This window comes from Mycobacterium sp. NGS63, from assembly GCF_059812295.1.
The window spans coordinates 298,121-320,237 of the sequence record NZ_JCALCJ010000006.1 but is presented as its reverse complement, the minus strand read 5'-3'; the positions used below and the strand labels follow the sequence as shown (position 1 = coordinate 320,237).

Here is a 22,117-nt window from a genome sequence, read left to right as displayed (position 1 = left end):
CGACCGCACCGCCGGCGGCAGTTCTTTCTCGCGCCGCCGCGCCCGCGCGGCGCCGATCCAGAACCGGGTGCACTGCAGGTCCATGGTGGGCAGCGCCGGGTGCGGCTCGGGCGGGTGCGGCGTCTCGGGCGGGTAAACACCGTGCGTGGCATTGACATTGGTGTGGAAGCTGCGCGTGTCGTCGCCGCCGCGCCAGAGGGTGCCGACGCAGTGGTGATGGGCGCCGGCGAGCGTTTCGGTGATGGCGCGCGTCAGCATCGGGTGCGGGCTGATCTCGATGAAGGTGGCGTTATCCGTTGCCGCGGCGGCGATCGCGGCGCGCAACCGCGCGGGCTCGCGCAGATTCGCCACCCAGTGCTCGGCGTCCAGCGCCGACGTGACGGCGCCGCCCGTCACCGTGGAGATGTGCGGCACCACCCGCTTCCCCGGCGCCAGATCGGCCAGCGCCGCGCGGAATTCGGGCACGATCGGGTCCATCAGCGCGCAGTGCGACGCCACGTCCAGGTTCAGCCGTCGCGCGGAGCAGTTCCGGCGCCGCGCCGCGGCGATCACGGCATCGACTTGCGCCGGCGGTCCCGCGACCACGGTCTGGTGCGGTGAGCGCAGGCCCGCCACGGCAACTCCGCGGTAGTCGGCGATCAACCGGGCGGTCCTCGCGACATCGAGCCTCAGGGCGGCCATCGCTCCCTGGCCCGCCAGCCGGGCCATCAGCCGCGACCGCACTGCGATGACCCGCAGGCCGTCGGCGACGCTCAGGGCCCCCGACACCACCGCGGCGGTCACCTCACCCATCGAGTCCCCGACTACCGCATCCGGGATCGTCCCATAGCGGCGCCACAGCTCGGTGAGGGCCAGCTGCAGGCCCATCAACACCGGCTGCACCCGGGCCTCCCCGACCACCCGTTCCCCGGAGGCCAGCGCATGCCGCAACGAAAATCCCGCCTGCTCAACGAAAACCGGCTCCAACTCGGCCACGGCCGCCGCGAAATCCGGTTCGTCGGCGAGCAGTTGCCGGCCCATCCCGGCCCACTGCGAGCCCTGGCCGGAATACACGAACACCGTCCCGGGTGCGCATGCTCCCTCGTGCGGGCCCACCACGCCGGGGGCCGACTTGCCCTGGGCCAACGCCGCCAGGCCGGCGATCGCCTGGGCGGGGTCACGCGCACACACCGTGGCAAAGTGGGAATGCCAGGCCCGGTGATGGTTGAGGGTGTGGGCGACGTCGGCCAATGGCACCCCGGCGCCCTTGTCCATCATCCATTCCGCCATCAGCGCGGCCAGCGACGCGATGCGCTCGGGCGTCCTGCCGAAGAGCACCAACGTGTTCACCGGCGGAGCCGGCTCGGACCCCACCACCGGTGCCTCGCGAGGGTATTCCGTCATGCCGCCGTCCCCAAACGCTCAAATTCGGCCCGTGAACCGAATCGCCAAACACCAACTTGAGAAACGCTTCTGGTGTGCGCGGCGGGGTTTGCCGGAATAGCCACGGCCGAAATCCCCCAACGCGCCATTCCCTCCCTGATGAACATCATGCGCAAGAGGGTATGGCGCGCGCGATGGGCCTCGTGCCGCGATTGATCGGACTCGAGTGGTGAACGCGCCCACATAGAGTAGTGGGTGCCCGGTGGTCGCGTGTGACTCGGCGCGGGAGCACATTTCGCACGAATGCCGCGGCAATGTTTCCATTGCGCTCGCCAATGGCTTTGACCGGCCGCCCTTTTGGCGCCGGTGACGGGGAAAACGGCTTCAGCCGGCCGCGGGATGGTCGTGCGGCCCGTTGTCGTGCGCGCCGTCGGCATCGGTCGACAACGCGTCGCGTTCGGGCGAATCCCGGCTTATTAGCTGGACCAGTTGGTCGCGGTGGTTGATGCCGAGTTTGGTGAAGATGCGATACAGGTGCCCCTCCACGGTCCGCACCGAGATGACCAGGCGATCGGCGATCTGACGGTTGGACAATCCGGCCACCACCAGCATCACGATCTGGCGCTCCCGGCCGCTGAACGGCAAGGGGCGCGCCGCGGCCGCGAGCGCCGGTGTGCGCAAACCACATTGGCTGGCCAGCCGGTAGGCCCAGGACGACGATTCGACTTCCTTGCCCCGGTCGCCGCGCCGCGCGTGCTCGCCGGCCGCCTGCGCCGCCGCGTCGGCGGCCAGGGCGCACGCGCCCAGATCGGCGAACCTGCGCGCGGCGGCGTCGAGCAGACCGCCGTCATGGCGGGCCAGGCCGCGGGCGTGCGCGGCGACCACTTCCGCCAACGGGCTGTTCAGCGTTCCCGCGAGCTCCTCCAGCCGCGCCGCGTGGGCGCGTTCGCCGAAGCGGACGGCGGTGTGCAAAGCGCGCGTTTCCACGGCGCTCATCCCGGCCGCTTGCGCGATCTGCGCCGCCTGCGTCGCGTGCGCCGAAGCGGCCGCAAGCTCACCGGCCGAGGCTCGTTCCCAGGCCCGGGCAAGGTGTAGCTCCGGCAGGAACACCGCGACCTGGGACCCGTAGCCTTCCTCGGCGATGCGCAACGCGGCGGCGGCGGCCTGACTGTCGCCCCGTGCCCCCTCGGCCTGGGCGTGCCGCGCGGCCACCAGGACCATCCACGGCGAGGGAAAGCCTCGGGAGGACAGCTCCGAGATCGAGTGGGCGAACGCCGTGCAGGCGTCCGACAGGTTGCCGCGGGCAAGCTGGGTGAGCCCGAGCATCGCTTCGACCATCGCCTCCGCCGTGGGCACGCCCGCGGCCATCGCGGCGTAACGCTCGCAGATCCGCTCCGCGGCCGGGTAGTCCCCGACCGCCGTCGCGACCGCGACTTCGGCCATCCCGATGGCGAATTTCTGGGGGCCCGCTTTGCACAGCGCCACCGCGCGCAATCCGGCGTCGGCGATGCGCTGAACGTTGTCGAACCGCCCCGCGGCGACCATCGCGCTCACGGTCGGGGCGGCCGCCCACACGGTGGCGGTCGAGGGCACGCCCGGCGCGCACAGGCCCGGCCCGTCGCGCAACGCCGTCGCGATATCGCCACCGAAGTGTGCGATCGACAGTTCCAGGGCGTCGAGGACCAGACCGATGTCCGCCTCGGACCCGACCCGGCCTCGCACGTCGGTCAGCACCTCCCGGGCCGCGTCGATGCGCCCGCAGACCCAGCACAGGTTCGCCGCGCGCAGGCAGCCCCACCGCGCGACCAGCCACTTGTCGGCGTCGTCGAGGTCGGCGTCGAGGCAGACCGCTTCGGCCTCGTCGCCACGACCCTGCCAGCTCACCGCCTCGGCAAGCTCGAGCGCCGCCCGCAGACCGCCGCCGCGATCGACGGCGAATCGGGCCAGTTCCTCTCCCAATTCGACGTTCGACAGCGCTATCGCGTCCGCCGCCGCCTTGATGACCAGATCGAGATCGGGCTCCAGGTCGCTGCGCATCATGAAGTGCGCCAACCGGATCCGGCCACGCAGGTCGGGGGAACGCAGGAGCCGCCGCTCGGCCTGCAGATATGTTCGGATGGCGCGCGCCAAGATGCCGTTGAGTTGCCGCGACCGGACCACACCGGCCTGCCGAAGCGCCACTTCGCCGATGAAGGGGTCGTTCAGCTGTGCCATCGTCTGTGACCGGTCGGCGAACAGCTGGATCATGCCGCGACGTTCGAGGCTTGCCGCCGCGCCCGCGTCGCAGATCTCGCGCAGGACCTCCCACTCCAGCAGCTCCGCCGTGGCCAGGACCTCGACGACCTCCAACTCCTCGGGCGCCAGCGAGCGCAGCCGGAACTTGATGAGATCGTGGAGCTCGCGGCCCGCCAGCAGCTGGCCCCGCAGTTGCCACCCGTCTTCGGTGCAGACCAGGGCGCCGTTCTCGCGACCGGTGCTGAGCAAACCGCGCAGCACCAGCAGGTTCCCCGAACTCCGTTCGTAGAGCTCGTCGACCAATCGGGGCTGGACCGTGCCGCCGAGGACGGCGCTGGCGAGTGCCTCGGTCTGCTCGCGCGTGAACGGGTCGATGTGAACGTTCAGCAGCAACCGCTCCTTGATCAGTGCGGTCACCGCGTCGAGGACCGGGCCGCCCAGCCCGATCGTCACGATCAGGCGTGCGCTGCGGCTGGTCGCGAGCTGGTTGACGAGTGTCGCCGACAGCGGATCGAGTAGCTGCGCGTCGTCGACCACGACGACCAGGTTCTCGTCCTGACCCAGGGTTTTGTGCGCGGCGGCCAGCATGATGGCCGGCTCATGGTCGACGCCCAGGGTCACCGCGCGCGAGAACGCGCCGAGCGGAACGGCGCGTCCCGTATGGGTGCCGAGCGCGAAGCGCACGGTGCGCCCGGCGGACTCCGCGGTCTTTGCCAGCATGCGGGCCAGCGTCGACTTGCCCACCCCGCTGTCGCCGACCAGCGCGACGCCTTGAAACTCGCCGCCGTTAAGTGCCGCCAGCGCCCGCCGGAATTCCGCGTCGCGCGCCACTATGGGCCATGTCCAACCGTTTTCTCGCTGCACCGGATGACGTACCTCCCCACTGTCGCCGGGATACCACGGGCGCTGGAAACCAGACCCATTGCGCCACCCGACATTCCGTCGCAACCCAGTGCCGCCGTCCCATGAGAAGGACCATCGACTTTGCCCAGCTATACGAAGCTGGAGAAAACCGAACGGCGCCAACGCCCTGGTCCACCGGGAAGCGCACGCGGGCGTTCGCCGCCGGTTTTCCAAGAGTTCACCGGCCGTATTCCTGTTGTGAATCCGGCCGGCCCGACGCCATGACCTATTTCCGTGCGGACCGGCATTGTGCCCCGATTAAATGCCATGCGCCGGAGCGTATGGTCCTCTCGAGCGTCCATCGACGGAATCTACGCAAGTGGAGTGGTCGGCAAGCGCACATCGAGTAGCGGCTTGGCAAATGCTCGCGTGGTTGCTCAGTCGCTTTGCTCGCGGGTGGCGTGTGGGCCCCAGCTCGGGCGAGGGTCGCCCGCCACCAGCCGGTCGGCCAGTCCGTCGTCGAACTCGTCGCGCAGCGCCCGATCCCAGCGTCCCGGCAGGATGCTTCGCCCCGACGGATGCCGCCTGACGAGTTCGATGAGTTGGTCGCGACTGTTGATGCCGAGTTTGCCGAAGAGGCGATAAAGGTGCCCCTCCACGGTGCGCACCGACACCACCAATTTGTCCGCGATCTGTCGGTTGGACAAACCGGATCCGACCAGCATCACGATCTCGCGCTCGCGGCCGCTCAGGGGTAGGGGTCGCGCTTCGGCCTCGACCGCCGGTGTGCGCATTCCGCATTGGCCGGCCAGCGTGCATGCCCGGGTAGACGATTCGAACTTGCTGCCGCGGTCGCCGTTGCGGGCGTGCGCGCCGGCGGCCTGCGCCGCCGCGTCGGCGGCGAGAGCCAGCGCGCCCAGGTCGGCGAATTGACCCGCCGCGGCGTCGAGCAGGCCGGCGTCGTGCGTGGCCAGGCCGCGCGCATGGGCTGCGATCGCCTGCGCCAGCGGGGTTTTCACGATGCCGGCGAGCTCCTCGAGCCGCGCGGTGTGCGAACGATCGTCGAAGCGGACGGCCGTATGCAGGGCGCGCATCTCCACGGCGTGCATCCCGGCCTCTTGCGCGAGCTGTGCGGCCTGTCTCGCATGCGCTGTGGCCGCCTGGATCTCGCCCGCCGCGGCCCGCTGCCAGGCCCGGGCCAGCTCGAGTTCCGGCAGGAACACCGCCACGTGGGATCCGTACGCGTCCTCCGCAGTGCGCAACGCGGCAGCCGCCGCCGCGCTATCTCCGCGCGCACCCTCGGTCTGGGCATGCTGGGCACCGACCAGGACCGACCAGGGCGGCGGAAAGCCTTGCCGCAACACGAGTTCCGACTCCTTGAACGCGGCGCTCGCGGACGGCAGCTCGCCGCGCGCGAGCCGCGCGAACCCCCACATCGCGTGCGCCATCGCCTTCGCCAGCGGCATGCCCTCGGCGATGACGGCGTAACGCTCGCAGATCCGTTCCGCCTCCAGGAATTCGCCGGCGGCCGTCGCGCCCATGATCTCGGCCATCCCGATGGAAAACCGCTGCAGCCCCAGGCCGCGGGGCACGCCCGCGCGCAACGCCGGCTGGACGATGCGGCGAACGTCGGCATACCGGCCGGAGAGCGCCAGTGCGCAGGCGGTCGGCGCGGCCGCCCACACCGTGGCGATCGGCCCCGGCCCGGCCGCGCACAGGCCCGGCCCGGTCTCCAGCGTCGACGCGACGTCGCCGCAGAAGAACCCGATGGACAGCTCCAGGGCGTCGACGAGGCGGCCGCACGCCGCGGACGCGACGCGGCTCCGGACGTCGGCCAGCACGCGTCGGGCCGCGTCGACGCGCCCGCAAACCCAGAACAGATTCGCCGCGCGCATGCAGCCCCACTGAGCGATGAGCCAATCGGTGGCGCCGTCGAGGTCGGCATCGACGAACGCCGCCTCGGCTTCGTCGCCGCGCCCCTGCCAGCTCACCGCCTCGCCCAGAACCAGGGCCGCTCGCACACCGCCCCCGCGATCGACGGCGAACCTCGCCAGCTCCTCGCCGAGGGCGACGTTCGACATCGCCACCGCGTCCGCCGCCGCTTCGATGACCACATCGAGGTCCGGCGTCAGGTCGCTTCGGATCATCAAGCGGGCCAGTCGAATACGGCCGCGCACGTCGGGCGGGCCCGCGCCCCGCTCGCGCACCTCGAAGTGGTTGCCGAACGCCTGGGCCAGCATCCCGTTGAGTTGCCGCGAACGCACCACCCCGGCACGCCGGGTCGCCACCTCACCGAGCACCGGATGGTTCAGCTGCGCCAGGGTGTGCGATCCGTCGGCGACCAACTGGATCAGGCCACGGCGCTCCAGGTTCGCCGCCGCGTCGGGATCGCAGATCTGCCGCAGGATTTCCCATTCCAGCACCTCAGCGGTGGCCAAAACCTCGACGACCTCCAACTCCTCGGGGGGCAGGGAGCGCAACCGGAACTCCAGCAGGTCGTAAAGTTCGCGATCCGCGTGCAACGTGCCGCGCAGCCGCCACCCGTCTTCGGTGTGGACCAGGACGCCCTTTTCCCGGCTCGCGCTCAGCAAGCCCCGCAGCAGCAGCAGGTTTCCGGCGCTGCGCTCGTGCAACTCGTCGACCACTGCCGGGTCGACGGCGCCGCCCAGGACGGCGCTCGCCAGTACCCCGGTCTGCTGGCGCGTGAACGGGTCGATGTGAACGGTCAATAACAACCGCTCCTTCATCAGGGCGGTCACCGCGTCGAGCACCGGTTCGCCCAGCCTGATCGTCAGGATCAGCCGTGCGCTGCGGCTGGCCGCGAGCTGGTTGACCAGCGTGGCCGACAGCGGATCGAGCAGCTGCGCGTCGTCGACCACCACCACGAGGCGCCCGTCCTGGCCCAGCGTCTTGTGCGCGGCGGCCAGCATGATGGCCGGCTCGTGCGCCACGTCCAACGTCACCGCGCGGGAAAACGCCCCCAGGGGCACCGCGCAACCCGTTTGGGTGCCCAGGGCGAAACGCACGGTCCGCCCGGCCGACTCGGCCGCCTGGGCGAGCATGCGGGCCAGCGTCGACTTGCCCACCCCGCTGTCGCCGACCAGCGCGACCCCCTGAAACTCGCCGTCGTCGAGGGCCGCCAGCGCCCGGCGGAACTCCGCGTCGCGCGCCACGATGGGCCACGGGCAACCCATTTCCCGCCGCACGGGGTGGCGTCCTTCCAGGTCTTTGCGGGGCTGCATCAGGCGCTCCGCGAGTGCCCCCGCCGGGCGGGGCCGGCGGCGGTCATGTCTGCGCATGCTTTCGCAGAGCCTGGGCCAGGCGGCTGTTGAGCTGCCGTGCCCGCACCCCGCCCGCGCGCCGGATCGCGGCCTCGGCCATGATCGGGTGGGTCAACCGGGCCACGGTGTGCGTTTGCTGCGCGACCACTTGGATGACGCCGCCGCGCTGGAGTTGTACGACCGCCTCGGCGTCGCACAGGTCCCGGATGACCGCCCAGGCCAGACCCTCGACGGCGGCGAGGATTTCCACGGCCTCCTGCTCTTCGGGCGCCAGGGATTGCAGCCGGAACTCCAGCAGGTCGTAGAGGTGGCGGTCCAGCCGCAGCTCGCCCCGAAGCTGCCAGCCGTCGTCCGCCCGCACCAGCGCGCCGCTTTGCCGGCCCGCGTCCAACAGGCCGCGGATCAACAGCGGGTTGCCGGCGCTGCGACTCTGCAATTCGTCGACGAGGCGACCGTCGACGGCGTCGCCGAGGGTGACCCGGACGAGTTCCGCCGTCTGCTCACAGGAAAAGGGGTCGAGACGCAGACGAAGCAGGCCCCCGTCCTTCGCCAGGGCCGCAATTGGCCCCGGCATGGCGTCGCCCGCCCGAACCGTCACGATCAGCCGGGTACCGCGTCGCGCCGCGAGTTCGTGAACCAAAGTCGCCGACAACGGATCGAGCCACTGCGCATCGTCGACGACGAGAACGAGGTTTTTTTCGCGTTCCAGGGCCCCTTTCGCGGCGGTCAGCATCGCGGCGGGGGTATGGCCCGTGCCTGGCCTCAGCAACCAGTAGAAGGCGCCCAGCGGCACCGTCTTTCCGGTATCGGTGGCGCGGGCCCACCGGGCCGTGTACCCGCGTGACTCGAGGTCCTCGGCCAAGGCGCGAGCGAGGGTCGTTTTGCCGATCCCGGAATCGCCCACGAAAAGGACGCCGTGCAATTTCGCATTGTCCTCGAGCGCCCCCAGCGCTTGGCCAAGCTCATGGTCACGGCCCACCAACGGCCACGCCGACTTACTCAATGTCTGCACCCGACGCCGTTCTCCCGAGCCCATTTATTAATATACCGGGGTGCCCCGGATGCAGCAAAAGCATTATGCTCCGTAGTGACTCAACGCGCGTATAATTATTTGACTATTGCGCAAGGCTTTACACGTGAGCCCAGCGTCTCAGCGAAGACGTTCAGCAAACAACGCCGTGTCGGGCGACCCCCAAAAGGCCCGAAGCTTGAGTGTCGTTCCAACCGTAATTCAGCAATAACTCCATAAGCATACTCCTGGTATTGCTAAGCGCGCCACTATGAAGATGCGGCAGGCTGCTGGGCAGAAATTGCTACTTTTCGACTGCTCTTTGACGGATGTACAATTCATTTTGACGAATGTGCAATTTATTAGCGAAATGATTGCGTGAAACAACTATCTCCCCCGGCACCCTTTTCCGGATAGCGCGCAAACGGCCGTCGGCGCCGGCCCCACGGCCCGCCATGTCGCGTCCGCCCTGCTCGGGCGGCGTGGCCGCCAACCATGAAGCGCGGCAACTGCTTCGGTGGTTTGACCCGCTAATTTCCTTGCAGCGCAATAAAAAGCGACCGCGGCAGCGTGGATTTATGGTCCGGCGAAAACAGTCATTTTCAGGCAATTGCGATTCAGGCATTGCGGTTTAGCAAGTTTCGCGCCAAGGCCTTCCGGCACCAGCGAAAGTGCCTGCGCGACAATGTCTCTAAAGGTCCAACCCGAGCAGCGCGTCGACCGCGTTCGCCACCAGCCCCGGAGCCCCGGCGTCGTAGCCGCCGTACTCCAGCGCGTCGGTGACCCAACCATCCACCGCGGCAAGGGCTTTCGGGGTGTCCAGGTCGTCGGCCAGATACCGGCGCACGCGGGCGACGACGTCGGCGGCGTCCGGGGCGGCGGGCAGCGAGGTCGCCGTGCGCCAGCGCCCCAGCCGCGCGGTCGCCTCGTCGAGCACGTCGTCGCTCCAAAACCGGTCCGCGCGGTAGTGCCCGGCCAGCAGGCCCAGCCGGATGGCCGCCGCCTCCACGCCCCGCGCGCGCAACGCCGACACCAGCACCAGGTTGCCGCGGCTCTTGGACATCTTGTGCCCGTCCCAGCCGATCATCCCGGCGTGCACGTAGTGCCGAGCGAACCGCCGCTCGCCGCGCACACACTCGGCATGGGCGGCGGTGAACTCGTGGTGGGGAAAGATCAGATCGCTGCCCCCGCCCTGGATGTCCAGGCCGCTGCCGATGCGGCTGAGCGCGATCGCGGCGCACTCGACGTGCCAGCCCGGCCGCCCGGCGCCGAACGGCGCCGGCCAGCTGGGCTCACCGGGCCGCTCGGCCCGCCACAGCAACGCGTCGAGCTCGTCGGTCTTGCCGGGGCGGCGCGGGTCACCGCCGCGCTCGGCGAACAGCCGCAGCATGGTGTCCCGGTCGTAGCCGGACTCGTAGCCGAACTGCGGCGTGGCGTCGGCGCGGTAGTAGATGTCGGGATACTCGCCGTCGGGGCCCTCCACGACGTACGCGGCGCCGGACGCCAGCATCTTCTCGACGAGCTCGACCACCTCGGGGATCGCCTCGGTCGCCCCGACGTACTCGTGCGGCGGCAGGATCCGCAGCGCCGCCATGTCCTCGCGGAACAGGGCGACCTCGCCGTCGCCCAGCTCCCGCCAGTCGACGCCGTCGCGCTCCGCGCGCTCCAGCAGGGGATCGTCGATGTCGGTGACGTTCTGCACGTAGTGCACGTCGTGGCCGAGGTCCAGCCACTGCCGGTGCACCAGGTCGAATGCCAGATAGGTGGCCGCGTGGCCCAGGTGGGTGGCGTCGTAGGGGGTGATGCCGCAGACATACATGGTCGCCTTGGAACCGGCGGCCACCGGACGCACCTGCCGATCGGAGGTGTCGTACAGCCGAAGCTCCGGGCCGCGTCCCGGCACGACCGGGACCTGTGCGGAAGACCACGCCTGCATATCGTCGACTCTAAACGCGCGCGGGATCAGGGAAATTCCTGCCGGATCGCGCCGAGCAGAATCGGCGCCAGCTCGGCGCGGCACATGACGAAGTCGGGCAGGTACGGGTCGAGCTGGTTGTAGCGCAGCGGCGAGCCGTCCAGCCGCGACGCGTGCATGCCGGCGGCCATGATCACCCCCGCCGGCGCCGCCGAGTCCCATTCCCACTGGCCCCCCGCGTGCACGTAGGCGTCGGCGTCGCCGTCGATGACGGCCATCGCCTTGGCGCCCGCCGAGCCGATCGCCACCGGCTGGATGTGCAGCGTCTGGCGCATGCGGTACAGGACCGCGGGCGGGCGGGTGGCGCTGACGGCGATCCGGATCGTCGTCGGGATGCCGGAGCGGGCGGCATCGGCGGTGACGGTGTCGCTGCGGTACACCGTGTTGCCGCGGGCGGGCAGGGACACGGCGGCGTCGGTGATCTCGCGCTGCCCGTCGGTGGGGCGCTGCCACAAGGCGATGTGGACCGCCCAGTCGTCGCGGCCGGGCGTGGAGAACTCGCGGGTGCCGTCCAGGGGGTCGATGATCCACACCCGGTCGTGGTTCACCCGCGATAAATCGTCGTAGGCCTCCTCGCTGAGCACCGCGTCGGCGGGCCGTTCCGCGCGCAACCGCCGCAGGATCAACTGGTTCGCCAGCGCGTCACCGGCGTCGCCGAGCGCCCAGGGGTGGCCGAAACCGACCTCCTCGCGCACCTTGAGCAGCAACTCCCCCGCGTCGGCGGCGAGATCGGCGGCCAGTGCGGCGTCGCTGATCTCGTTCGCGGCCGGCGTCACCGCATCAGTATCGCCGACCGCGATCCGGGAGCTAGAAGGCCGGCCAGGGAATGGGGCGATGCCGGTTGGGTCCCGGCATGACCGGGTTGTCCAGCAGCGCGAGCGCGCGCCCGCGCAGCGCCGCGACCTCGGCCCGGGTGATGTGCCCGGCCAGCTCGTCGCCGAGCGCGCCCGTGAGGGCCTCGGCGAGCGCGGCCACGGCCTCGAGCATCCTCTCGTCGACCGGCTTGCCGGCCCAACCCCACAGCACCGTACGCAGCTTGTTCTCGACGTGCAGGCTCACGCCGTGGTCGACGCCGTAGATGTGGCCGTCGACGTCGCGCAGCACGTGGCCGCCCTTGCGGTCGGCGTTGTTGATCAGCACGTCGAAAACCGCCATCCGCCACAACCGGATGTCGTCGGCGTGCATCAGGATGACCTCGTCGCCGGCGTAGTCGTAGGCCCGTAGCACCGGCAGGTAACCCGCCTGCGCGTCATGCGCGGGAAACAGGTCGACCAGGTCCGGGCCCGGCCGGGGATCGGAACCGGCGGCGTCGCCGGGCTGCTCCACCCACAGCTGCAGCATGCCCGGGCCGGCCGGCCCGTGCCGAATCACCGTGTAGGGCACCAGGTTCCAGCCCAGCTGTGTCGACACCAGGTAGGCGCCCAGCTCGCGGCCGGCCAGGGTCCCGTCGGGAAAATCCCACAGCGGCGCCTCGCCCGAGATCGGCTTGTAGACGCAGTGCACGCTGGACTCACCGAGCGTCGACTCGCACAAGAAGGTGGCGTTGCTGGCCGAGCGGATGCGCCCGAGGACCGTCAGCTCGCCCTCCCGCAACACCTCACGCTTGTAGTCCTCGCTATTCGGTGAGGTCATCGTCCGGCCCGAGCAGCGCGCTGCGCTTGTAGCCGTTGGTGCGCGCGCAGATGTGCCCGTCGGGGTCCAACGGTTCGTCGCACAGCGGGCACGGCGGACGTCCGGCCGAGATGACGCGGGTGGAGCGGGTGGCGAACTGGCGCGCCGACTCGGGCGTCAAGAACACCCGCACCGCGTCGGGACCCTCGTCGGTGTCGTCGAGCACCACCGAGGCGTCGAACTCGGCGTCGGTGACGGCCAGCAACTCGACCACCACGGTCTGCGCCTCCGAATCCCAGCCGAGGCCCATCGTCCCCACCCGGAACTCCGCGTCGACCGGTGTGATCAACGGGTTCAGGTCGTCGATCTCGGCGGGCTCCGGCGGCACCGGCGTGCCGAAACGGCGGTTCACTTCGAGCAGCAGGGCGCCGATGCGCTCCGCGAGGACGGCGACCTGTTGCTTCTCCAACACCACCGACACGACTCGCGAATCACCCACGGCCTGGATGTAAAACGTGCGATTGCCGGGCTGGCCAACGGTCCCGGCCACGAAGCGGTCGGGCGTGCGGAAGACGTGAATTGCGCGGGCCATGGCACCTCCAAAATACCGGCTGTCGCCGTCGCCGTGCGATTCGATTGCCCCGCTCCGCCCGTTTCAAGCGGGTTTCAAGCGGAATCACCCGCGATCAATCCGGGGAGCCGCCGACCACCGCGTCGCTCGACGGTGCGGCTTCCGCCGATTCGGCCGGCGCCTCGCCGTTCGACTCTGGCTGAGCCTCATCGGGTTTGGAGGCGCCCTCTGGGTCCTTGGGCTTGGGTCCGGCGCGCAACGCGGCGGCCAGCCGCGCACCGGTGTGGTTGACGTGCAACACGAACGGCCGCAGCGGGGTGTAGCTGATCACGCTCACCGAGCCCGGGTCGGCGGTGACACGCTGGAACGCGTCCAGGTGCATGCCGTAGGCGTCGGCGACGACGGCCTTGATGACGTCGCCGTGCGTGCAGGCCGCCCACAGCGCGTCGCCGCCGTGCTGCTCGGCCAGGCGGCGGTCGTGGGCGCGGACGGCCGCGACCGCGCGCGCCTGCACCTGCGCCAGGCCCTCGCCGCCGGGGAACACCGCCGCGCTGGCATGGGCCTGAACCACCCGCCACAGCGGCTCCTTGGTGAGCTCGCCGATCTTGCGGCCGGTCCAGTCGCCGTAGTCGACCTCGGCGAGCTGGTCGTCGATCAGCGGCTCGAGGCACAGCGCCTCGGCGAGCGGCGCGACCGTGCGCCGGCAGCGCAGCAGCGGCGACGTCACGATCGCGCGGATCGGCAGGTCACCGATCCGGTCGATCAGCCCGGCGGCCTGCTCGCGCCCCTTGTCGTCGAGGTCGACGCCGTCGGCGCGCCCGGCCAGGACTCCGGCCGTGTTGGAGGTCGAGCGGCCGTGCCGCAGCAGGATGACGGTCACGACGACGACCGTACCCGCCGGGGGTGACCGCGATTAGCGGCTTGTGGGGACCGCGTGGGCGACGGCGTCGCGCACCGCGGCGGTCAGGCTGCGCTCGTCGGTGAGATCGATGTCGACCAGGCCGCGGACGGCCCTGGCCACCACGTCCTCGGCCTGCGGCACCGGCCCGGCCAGGCGCGGCCGGTAAACTTCGACGACGAGCGACCGGTGCTCAATGTGGAAGGAAAAACTGCGTCCATCACCAACTTGTCCGTATCCGCTGGCGAAAATACCTGTCGATATGTCCTCGACAGCAAACTCGTTTTGCGGGGTATGACGATCCACGATGACGGTCATGACGCGACGATACCTCTCCAGTCCGAGCCGACGCAGGCAACATGGCCACATTGGATGCGAAACCGTTCCCTAAAATTTGATCTTCGGTTCCTGACGCGAGGGAAAATAATTGCTGCGACGGCATAGAGGCCCGGCTGTACGCCGTTTTGTCGGTTGGCTGGTTTTGCTGGCGCTGGGCGCGGCCGGCGTCGGCTGCTCGAACAATCCGCTCCAGGGCGCGCCGCCGACCATCGCACCGGCCCGGGCGGCCACCTCGCCGCCGGTGTCCCAGCCACCGGCCGGCACCGTGCGGCCCGCGAGCGGCCCCGCCGCCGCGGCAATCTTCGACGAGCGCACCCGCCAACTGGCCGTCCTCGCTTTCGGCGACCATCCCGCGGCGCCCGCCACCCTCACCGAGTTCGGGGACCCGCACGCCGCCCCGCGCGTCGTGGCCCTGCCGGGGCCGGCGACCGCGTTGACCGGCGACGGCCGCGGCACCGCCTACCTGTCGACGCGCGGCGGCTACTTCTCCGTCGACCTGTCGACCGGCCACGCCGCGCGCGTCGGCGTCACCGGCGCCGAGCAGGCCGACTTCACCGCGATCGCCCGGCGCGCGGACGGCAGGCTGGTGCTGGGCAGCGCCGACGGCGCCGTCTACACCCTGGCGGCCCCCGCGCCCGACGGGACCGTCGCCAGCCGCAACAAGATCTTCGCGCGCGTCGATGCCCTTGCCGCACAAGGGAATACGACGGTGGTTCTGGACCGCGGCCAGACCTCGGTGACGACGATCGGTGCCGACGGCCATGTGCAGCAGTCGCTGCGGGCCGGGCAGGGCGCGACCACCCTGGCCGCCGACGCGCTGGGCCGGGTACTGGTCGCCGACACCCGCGGCGGCCAGCTGCTGGTGTACGGCGTCGACCCGCTGATCCTGCGTCAGGCCTACCCGGTGCGGCAGGCCCCCTACGGGCTGGCCGGATCCCGCGCGCTCGCCTGGGTGTCCCAGACCGCCTCGAACGTCGTCATTGGTTACGATCTGTCAACCGGAATCCCCGTCGAAAGGGTGCGATACCCAACCGTGCAGCAACCCAACTCCCTGGCTTTCGACGAAGCGTCGGGCACCCTGTACGTGGTGTCGGGGTCGGGTGCGGGCGTGCAGGTCATCGAGCACGCGGCGGGCGCCCCGTGACCGCGGCGCGGTGGAGCCGGCTGCCGGCCGGCTGGGACGCCGACATGTCCGACGAATACGAGTGGATACCGTTGCGCCTGCCTCCGGAGGTGACCCGGCTCAGCGCGTCCACCCGGCTGTCGATCGAGGCCGAGTACCGCGGCTGGGAGCTGACCCGGGTGCGGCTCTACACCGACGGCAGCAGGCGGGTCCTGTTGCGCCGCAAGAAGTCCCGTCTGGACAGCCGGCGGCCCGACCAGCCGGAACTGTGACGTTGTACGGCTTGGCGCGCCGGCTGCTTTTCGTGGTGCCGGCCGAGCGCATTCACACCGTGGTCTTCGCGCTGCTGCGCGGCGCGACGGCGACGCCGTGGGGTCGGCGGTTGCTGCGGCGGGCGCTGGCCCCCACCGATCCGGTGCTGGCCAGCACGGTGTTCGGGGTGCGTTTCCCCGGACCGCTGGGGCTGGCCGCCGGCTTCGATAAGGACGGCGCGGGGCTGCTCGCCTGGGGCGCACTGGGTTTCGGCTACGCCGAGGTGGGCACCGTCACGGCGCGCCCGCAGCCCGGCAACCCCGCCCCGCGCCTGTTCCGGCTGCCCGCCGACCGGGCCCTGCTCAACCGGATGGGGTTCAACAATCACGGCGCCGGGGAGCTGGCCATCCGGCTGGCGCGCCACCGGCCCGAGGTGCCGATCGGGGTCAACATCGGCAAGACGAAGGCGGCCCCGGCCGCCGAGGCCGTCGCCGACTACCGCGCCAGCGCCCGGCTGGTCGGCCCGCTGGCGTCGTATCTGGTGGTCAACGTCAGCTCCCCCAACACGCCGGGCCTGCGCGACCTGCAGGCGGTGGAGTCGCTGCGGCCGATCCTGGCGGCCGTGGTGGCCGAGGTGTCGGCGCCGGTGCTGGTGAAGATCGCCCCCGACCTGTCCGATTCCGACGTCGACGACATCGCCGACCTGGCCGTCGAACTCGGCCTGGCCGGCATCGTCGCCACCAACACCACGGTGGCGCGCGCGGGCCTGCGCACGCCGGGCGTCGACGAGCTGGGTGACGGCGGCATCTCCGGGCCGCCGGTGGCGCGCCGCGCGGTCGAGGTGCTGCGCCGGCTGTACGCCCGCGTCGGTGACCGCCTGGTGCTGATCAGCGTGGGGGGCATCGAGAACGCCGACGACGCGTGGGAGCGGATCACCGCCGGTGCGTCGCTGCTGCAGGGCTACACCGGCTTCATCTACGGGGGAGGCTTGTGGCCCAAGCACATTCACGACGGCATCGCCCGCCGCCTGCGCGACGGCGGGTTCGCCTCGCTCGGCGACGCGGTCGGGTCGGCGGCGCGGCGGTAATTCCCGCCGCGAAAGTGCAGCTATCGAGACCCCCACTCGGGCGATGTGTCGACAGCTGCACCCTCGGCAAACGACAGGCGCTAGCTCTGCTCGTAGGTGCCGTGGATGTAGGCCCGCGCGATCGCGTGCTGGAAGAGGTTGAACCCCAAAAACGCCGGACTGGCGTCCTCGGGCAGGTCGAGCTTGTCGACGTCCACGGCGTGCACCGCGACATAGTAGCGGTGCGGGCCGTGGCCCGGTGGCGGCGCGGCGCCGACGTAGCGGCGCATCCCGGCGTCGTTGACCAACGTCAGCGCGCCGCCCGGCAGGTCGCTGCCGTCGCCGGCGTTGTCGGGCAACTCGGTGACGTCGGCGGGCAGGTTGGCCACCGCCCAGTGCCAGAACCCCGACAGCGTCGGGGCGTCGGGGTCGTAGACGGTGACCGCGAAGCTGCGGGTCTCCTCCGGGAAGCCCGACCAGCTCAGCTGCGGGCTGACGTCCTCGCCGCCGGCGCCCATGATCCCGCTGATCTGCGGGGTCGCCAGCGGCTGGCCGTTGGTGATCGAGTTCGAGGTCACGCTGAACAACGGAAGCTTGGGCAGCGCGTCGTACGGGTCGGACGGCAGACTCATGGGCGATCCTCTCGTGTCGTTTTCCGCTAGCAGTGTGTCAGGAAGTGCGTGAGCACGTCGGTGCCGAACCTCAGCGCGTCGATGGGTACCCGTTCGTCGACGCCGTGGAACAGCGCGCTGAAATCCAGGTCCGGCGGCAGCCGCAGCGGGCTGAAGCCGAAGCAGCGAATCCCCAAGCGCGCGAAGGCTTTCGCGTCGGTCCCGCCGGAAAGCATGTAGGGCACCGTCCGGCCGTCCGGGTCGATCGCCAGCACGGCGGCGTTCATGGCGTCGACCAGGTCGCCGTCGAAACCGGTCTCATACGACGAGAAGTCCTTGATCCACTCGCGGGTGACGTCGGGCCCGAGGAGTTCGTCGACCTCGGCCTCGAACGCGGCCTTGCGGCCCGGCAGGATGCGGCAGTCGATCACCGCCTCGGCCGTGCCGGGGATGACGTTGGCCTTGTAGCCGGCCTTGAGCATGGTCGGGTTGGCGGTGTCGTGCAGCACGGCCTTGAGCATGCGGGCCGCCGGGCCGAGCTTTTCGATGGTTCCCGCCAGGTCGCCGGACTCGGTGTCGAACGTGAGCCCGGTCTCCTCGCTGACGGCGGCGAGGAACTGCGCGACGGTGTCGGTCACCACGAGCGGGAACTGGTGGCGGCCCAGGCGGGCGACCGCCTCGGCGACGGCCGTGACGGCGTTGCGCTCGTGCACCATCGACCCGTGCCCGGCCGGCCCGCGGGCGGTCAGCCGCATCCACGACAGCCCCTTCTCCGCCGTCTCGATCAGATAGAGCCGCTTCTCGCCGCCGTCGCGCCGCGGCACGGTCAGCGAGAACCCGCCCACCTCGCCGATCGCCTCGGTGATGCCGTCGAACAGGTCGGGGCGGTTGTCGATGAGCCACTGTCCCCCGTAGTGGCCGCCGTGCTCCTCGTCGGCGAGGAACGCGAACACCAGGTCGCGGGGCGGCACGATGCCGGCCTGCTTCAGCTGCCGCGCGACCACGATCATCATGCCGACCATGTCCTTCATGTCGACCGCGCCGCGGCCCCACACGAAGCCGTCCTGGATCGCCCCAGAGAACGGGTGCACGGTCCACTCGGCGGGCTCGGCCGGCACCACGTCGAGATGCCCGTGGATGAGCAGGGCGCCGCGCGAGCTGTCCGCGCCCTCGAGCCGGGCGAACACGTTGCCCCGGCCGGGCGCGCCGGATTCGACGTACTGGGGAAGGTAGCCGACGTGCGAGAGCTGCTCGGCGACCCACTGCGCGCACTCGGCCTCGCCCTTCGTGGTCTCGGGCTCGCCGGTGTTGGTGGTGTCGAACCGGATCAACCGGCTGACGACCTCGACCACGTCGTCGCTGGGATTGGTCGGCGCCGCGCTCGTCCCGCTCTCGGTGGTCACAACCACCTTTCCTACCACTGCGGGGTTCGGGTCGTCGGGCAGCTGGGTTGGGTCCGCGCGCGGCGATCCGATAGCCTTAAGCGCCAGCCCACGTGGTTTGGTCTTGTCCGAGTGGCGGAATGGCAGACGCGCTAGCTTGAGGTGCTAGTGCCCTACTAATGGGCGTGGGGGTTCAAGTCCCCCCTCGGACACAACAAGATTGGTGCCGAGCGTCGACTTGTTGCGGCATCTGGGCGATTCACGCGCAACAACTCGACGTTCGACGGCTATGGCGGGGGTTCTTGCGGGGTCGTAGCCTGGAATGCGACCCATGAACCCACCGAGCGGCTTCCTCCGGCGAACGGCGATGCGCACGTTCCGCGACCGTCGTGAGGCCGGCCGCGTGCTCGCCGAGGAGCTGGCCCCCTACCGCGACAAGGACGGTGTGCTGGTGCTCGGGCTGGCGCGCGGCGGGGTCCCGGTGGCGTGGGAGGTCGCCGCCGCGCTGCACGCCCCGATGGACGTGTTCCTGGTCCGCAAGCTCGGGGTGCCGCGCTGGTCGGAGCTCGCGATGGGCGCCCTGGCCAGCGGCGGCGGGGTGGTGATGAACGACAACGTGGTTTCCAGCCTGCAGATCACCGACGAGCAGATCCGCGAGGTGATCGCCGGCGAGACGGCCGAGCTCGCCCGCCGCGAGCAGGCGTACCGCGGCGGGCGCCCCTTCCCTGACCCGAGCGGCAAGACGGTGATCCTGGTCGACGACGGCATCGCCACCGGCGCCAGCATGCTGGCCGCCGTCCGCGCCCTGCGCGCGACCGGCCCGCGGTGGATCGTCGTCGCGGTCCCGGTCGGACCGCCGTCGACGTGCCGCGACCTGGGGCAGGAGGCCGACGACGTGGTGTGCGCCACCATGCCGCCCGGGTTCGAGGCCGTCGGCCAGGTCTATGCCGACTTTCACCAGGTCAGCGACGACGAGGTGCGCGAGATGCTGGCAACGCCGACCGGCTGACGGCTATTTGGTCCGGTCGTCGACGGCCGGCTCGTCGTCGGGCTCGGCCTGCGGCTCGCCCTCGTCGGGGACCTCTTCGGGGTATTCGACCGCGGCGTCCGCGGCTGCTTCGTCGGCCTCAGCGGCATCGTCGGTTTCGACGTCCCCTATGTCACGGCGCTGGCGCTCCCGCAACGCGTCGATGATCAACAGCACGACGCCCAGCACGCTGGCGGCGATGCACACCCAGGCGACGAGCTCGTTGCTGGTGACGACCGCGAACACCAACGCGATCAGCCCGATGAGGGCGAGTACCAGCGCAATGATCAGCATCGGTCATCCTCCAGGCGACGAGCGGGGCTGCCAGGTCTAGTGCAGGTTAGTGTGCCGATCGACGCTTGGCGATACGCGGCACGTGCCCGGCTAGTTGTTCCCCCGGTTGAACTGGTCGAACCCACCGGCGTCGGCGCTCGAGTCGACGGGTGCCGCCGAGCCACGCTGCCCGAGTTCCTCGAGCTGGGATTCCAGGTAGGTCTTCAGGCGGGTGCGGTACTCGCGCTCGAAGGTGCGGAGCTGCTCGAGGCGGCCCTCCAGCACGGTGCGCTGCTGGTTGATGGTTCCCATGATCTCGGAGTGCTTGCGTTCGGCGTCGGCCTGCAGGGCGTCGGCCTTCTCCTGCGCCTGGCGCAGCTGGGTCTCCGAGCGGGTCTGGGCGTCGGCCAGCATGGTGTCGGCGCGCTGCCGGGCGTCGGCGACCGTGGTCTCGGCGGTGTGCCGGGCCTCGCTGAGGATCTGGTCGGCATTGGCGCGGGCGTCGGCGAGCATCTTGTCGGACTCGGCCTTGGCGGTGCTGGTGAGCCGGTCGGCGGTGTCCTGGGCCAGGCTCAGCACGCGGGCGGCCTTCATGGCCTGCTCCTCGTTGGTGCCCTGGGCGGCCGCGGGAGCGGCGGGCGCCGCGGCCGGCGCCGGCGCCTGCTTGACCGGCTCGGGTTCGGGCTCGCGCTCGAAGGCGGGGATCGCCTGGGTGGGCGTGGCGGCGCCGCCGCCCCCACCGGCGGCCAGCTCGCGGTCCAGCTCCTCGATCCGCTGGCGCAGATCGGAGTTCTCCTCGATGAGCCGCGTCAGCTCGTTTTCCACCAGGTCGAGGAAGGCGTCGACCTCGTCTTCGTTGTAACCGCGCTTGCCGATCGGCGGCTTACTGAACGCCACATTGTGGACGTCGGCTGGTGTAAGCGGCATTGTTCGTCCCCTCGAGTTCCTGTCAAACGATCTGGAAAGTGTAGAACGGAGTGGTTGCCGTCGTGCAACTGCCGTCCATCCTGTCACACCAGACCCGGCGGTAGCCGATTAGGCCAATAAATAAGAACCAATTTCACACACTAAGACCAATAAATTCCAAACCCTTAAAATTTTTAAATCGCGGCCGCCGAACCGACACTAAAGCGTGGCCGAACCGTCTCACGCCGCCGCGCTGAACGCCAGCTGCATCCCGATGAACGCGACCAGCAGCAGCACCATGATCGACAGGTCGAAACGCACCGCTCCGATGGTGAGCTGGGGGATCAGCCGGCGCAGCAGTTTCACCGGCGGGTCGGTGATCGACATGATGATCTCCAGCACCACCACGGTGATGCCGGTCGGGTGCCAGTCACGGCTGAACGAGCGGATGAACTCGACGACGACCCGGGCGATGAGCAGCAGCCAGAAGACGAACAGCGCAAACCCAAGGATCTGAAAGAACACCACCAAAGAAGCCCCGACCTTACCGATGAGGATGACGCGAATGTCAGCCGCCGACCTGCGGGCGGCATCCGCTAGCGTACCGACTCCGGGGTGCGGCCACGCACCTCACGTGGTGCGGCCCGGCGGGGTGACCTATTGGTAAGCGTAGAAGCCGGTTTCGGCGATCCGGCGGCGCTCCTCGGGTGAGACGTCGACGTCGGCGGGCGACAGCAGGAACACCTTGGTCGCCACCTTGTCGAACGAACCGCGCAGCGCGAAGGCCAGCCCGGCCGCGAAGTCGACGAGCCGCTTGGCGTCGGCGTTGTCCATCGACACCAGGTCCATGATGACCGGGGTGCCGTCCCGGAAGCGCTCGCCGATGGTGCGCGCCTCGCTGTAGTCCTTGGGCCGCAACGTCGTGATCTTCGACAGCGGGCTGCCCTCCTCGAACAGCATCGCCATCCGGCGCGGGTCCATCGCCAGCGCCCCGCGCGTGGAATTGCGCAGCCACGACCCGAACCGCGGGCGGTTCATGTCGGGCCGGTCGAACTCGCGCGGATGCACCGAACCGTAGCGGGGCTCCTCGGCGTAGCCGCCGCGGTAGCCGCCGGGCGGCGGGTAGTCGGCGGGCTCCCGGTCGTCGTAGTCGCGTCCCTCGTAACGGCCGTAACCGTCGTCGAACCGCGGGCGGGGGAAGCCGCGGGAGGGAGCGCGGTCGTCGTAGTACTCGTCGTCGTAGTCCTCCATCGGAGCCATACCGAAGTAGGCCTTGACCTTGTGCAGTGTGCTCATCGCGTAAACCCTTCTAGCCCCTGGGAGTAGTGGTGTCTGTGATGAAGGTGTTACTAC

General features: G+C 70.2%; 17 protein-coding genes, 1 tRNA gene and 3 pseudogenes. 5 read left to right on the top strand and 16 right to left on the bottom strand.

Annotation, left to right across the window (positions count from 1 at the left end):
- Positions 1 to 33: 33 nt before the first annotated feature.
- The 10 genes and pseudogenes from AC5Y4Z_RS17875 to AC5Y4Z_RS17830 all read right to left on the bottom strand — a co-directional run.
- Positions 34 to 1,401, bottom strand: a pseudogene (locus AC5Y4Z_RS17875) (acyltransferase domain-containing protein); the annotation flags it as partial.
- 345 nt (positions 1,402 to 1,746) lie between these two features.
- Complete coding sequence (locus AC5Y4Z_RS17870; protein ID WP_499965804.1) at positions 1,747 to 4,428, bottom strand: LuxR C-terminal-related transcriptional regulator; 2,682 nt, start codon at positions 4,426 to 4,428, stop codon at positions 1,747 to 1,749.
- Between the two features lie 584 nt (positions 4,429 to 5,012).
- Positions 5,013 to 7,634 (bottom strand): annotated as a pseudogene (locus AC5Y4Z_RS17865) (LuxR C-terminal-related transcriptional regulator); the annotation flags it as partial.
- A gap of 91 nt (positions 7,635 to 7,725) precedes the next feature.
- The gene (locus AC5Y4Z_RS17860) at positions 7,726 to 8,757 is read right to left on the bottom strand and encodes an AAA family ATPase (protein ID WP_499965803.1); all 1,032 of its coding nucleotides are present in this window, start codon (positions 8,755 to 8,757) and stop codon (positions 7,726 to 7,728) included.
- Between the two features lie 664 nt (positions 8,758 to 9,421).
- Positions 9,422 to 10,666: a cysteine--1-D-myo-inosityl 2-amino-2-deoxy-alpha-D-glucopyranoside ligase gene (gene mshC, locus AC5Y4Z_RS17855; RefSeq protein ID WP_499965802.1), complete on the bottom strand. Its 1,245-nt coding sequence runs from the start codon at positions 10,664 to 10,666 to the stop codon at positions 9,422 to 9,424.
- 26 nt (positions 10,667 to 10,692) lie between these two features.
- Entirely contained in the window at positions 10,693 to 11,481 is a 789-nt protein-coding gene (locus tag AC5Y4Z_RS17850; protein ID WP_499965801.1) for a 3'(2'),5'-bisphosphate nucleotidase CysQ, read from the bottom strand.
- A gap of 31 nt (positions 11,482 to 11,512) precedes the next feature.
- Complete coding sequence (locus tag AC5Y4Z_RS17845; RefSeq protein WP_499965800.1) at positions 11,513 to 12,337, bottom strand: SCO1664 family protein; 825 nt, start codon at positions 12,335 to 12,337, stop codon at positions 11,513 to 11,515.
- The gene (locus AC5Y4Z_RS17840; RefSeq protein ID WP_499965799.1) at positions 12,321 to 12,908 is read right to left on the bottom strand and encodes a DUF3090 domain-containing protein; all 588 of its coding nucleotides are present in this window, start codon (positions 12,906 to 12,908) and stop codon (positions 12,321 to 12,323) included. The genes AC5Y4Z_RS17845 and AC5Y4Z_RS17840 overlap by 17 nt, the downstream gene beginning before the upstream one ends.
- 94 nt (positions 12,909 to 13,002) lie before the next feature.
- Complete coding sequence (locus tag AC5Y4Z_RS17835; RefSeq protein ID WP_499965798.1) at positions 13,003 to 13,767, bottom strand: histidine phosphatase family protein; 765 nt, start codon at positions 13,765 to 13,767, stop codon at positions 13,003 to 13,005.
- 33 nt (positions 13,768 to 13,800) lie between these two features.
- Positions 13,801 to 14,103, bottom strand: a complete 303-nt coding sequence (locus AC5Y4Z_RS17830; protein ID WP_499965797.1) for a hypothetical protein — start codon at positions 14,101 to 14,103, stop codon at positions 13,801 to 13,803.
- A 109-nt stretch (positions 14,104 to 14,212) separates the two neighbouring features.
- Between AC5Y4Z_RS17830 and AC5Y4Z_RS17825 the strand changes: the two genes are divergently transcribed.
- Genes AC5Y4Z_RS17825 through AC5Y4Z_RS17815 form a run of 3 tightly spaced genes read left to right on the top strand, consistent with a single transcriptional unit; the run spans position 14,213 to position 16,586 of the window.
- The gene (locus AC5Y4Z_RS17825; protein ID WP_499965796.1) at positions 14,213 to 15,268 is read left to right on the top strand and encodes a YncE family protein; all 1,056 of its coding nucleotides are present in this window, start codon (positions 14,213 to 14,215) and stop codon (positions 15,266 to 15,268) included.
- Complete coding sequence (locus AC5Y4Z_RS17820) at positions 15,265 to 15,519, top strand: DUF5703 family protein (protein ID WP_499965795.1); 255 nt, start codon at positions 15,265 to 15,267, stop codon at positions 15,517 to 15,519. The genes AC5Y4Z_RS17825 and AC5Y4Z_RS17820 overlap by 4 nt, the downstream gene beginning before the upstream one ends.
- 2 nt (positions 15,520 to 15,521) lie before the next feature.
- Entirely contained in the window at positions 15,522 to 16,586 is a 1,065-nt protein-coding gene (locus AC5Y4Z_RS17815; protein WP_499965967.1) for a quinone-dependent dihydroorotate dehydrogenase, read from the top strand.
- An 80-nt stretch (positions 16,587 to 16,666) separates the two neighbouring features.
- Here AC5Y4Z_RS17815 and AC5Y4Z_RS17810 read toward each other — a convergent pair whose 3' ends face one another.
- Together AC5Y4Z_RS17810 and AC5Y4Z_RS17805 are read right to left on the bottom strand one after the other, a co-directional pair.
- Positions 16,667 to 17,197, bottom strand: a complete 531-nt coding sequence (locus tag AC5Y4Z_RS17810) for a YbhB/YbcL family Raf kinase inhibitor-like protein (RefSeq protein WP_499965794.1) — start codon at positions 17,195 to 17,197, stop codon at positions 16,667 to 16,669.
- A 26-nt stretch (positions 17,198 to 17,223) separates the two neighbouring features.
- Positions 17,224 to 18,579, bottom strand: coding sequence for a M20/M25/M40 family metallo-hydrolase (locus AC5Y4Z_RS17805; protein WP_499965793.1), 1,356 nt, complete (start codon positions 18,577 to 18,579; stop codon positions 17,224 to 17,226).
- A 105-nt stretch (positions 18,580 to 18,684) separates the two neighbouring features.
- On the opposite strand from AC5Y4Z_RS17805, the gene AC5Y4Z_RS17800 reads away from it, so the two are divergent.
- A tRNA-Leu gene (locus AC5Y4Z_RS17800) sits at positions 18,685 to 18,770 on the top strand.
- A 104-nt stretch (positions 18,771 to 18,874) separates the two neighbouring features.
- Positions 18,875 to 19,567 (top strand): annotated as a pseudogene (locus AC5Y4Z_RS17795) (phosphoribosyltransferase); the annotation flags it as partial.
- A gap of 3 nt (positions 19,568 to 19,570) precedes the next feature.
- Here AC5Y4Z_RS17795 and AC5Y4Z_RS17790 read toward each other — a convergent pair.
- From AC5Y4Z_RS17790 to AC5Y4Z_RS17775, 4 genes are all read right to left on the bottom strand, one after another.
- Positions 19,571 to 19,879 carry a hypothetical protein gene (locus AC5Y4Z_RS17790; RefSeq protein ID WP_499965791.1) on the bottom strand — a complete coding sequence of 103 codons (309 nt, stop codon included), beginning with the start codon at positions 19,877 to 19,879 and terminating at the stop codon, positions 19,571 to 19,573.
- Between the two features lie 90 nt (positions 19,880 to 19,969).
- The gene (gene wag31, locus AC5Y4Z_RS17785) at positions 19,970 to 20,785 is read right to left on the bottom strand and encodes a DivIVA-like cell division protein Wag31 (protein ID WP_499965790.1); all 816 of its coding nucleotides are present in this window, start codon (positions 20,783 to 20,785) and stop codon (positions 19,970 to 19,972) included.
- 219 nt (positions 20,786 to 21,004) lie between these two features.
- Complete coding sequence (locus AC5Y4Z_RS17780; protein ID WP_499965789.1) at positions 21,005 to 21,295, bottom strand: YggT family protein; 291 nt, start codon at positions 21,293 to 21,295, stop codon at positions 21,005 to 21,007.
- A gap of 126 nt (positions 21,296 to 21,421) precedes the next feature.
- On the bottom strand, positions 21,422 to 22,060 hold the full coding sequence (locus tag AC5Y4Z_RS17775) for a cell division protein SepF (RefSeq protein ID WP_499965788.1): 639 nt from the start codon (positions 22,058 to 22,060) through the stop codon (positions 21,422 to 21,424).
- Positions 22,061 to 22,117 lie beyond the last annotated feature (57 nt).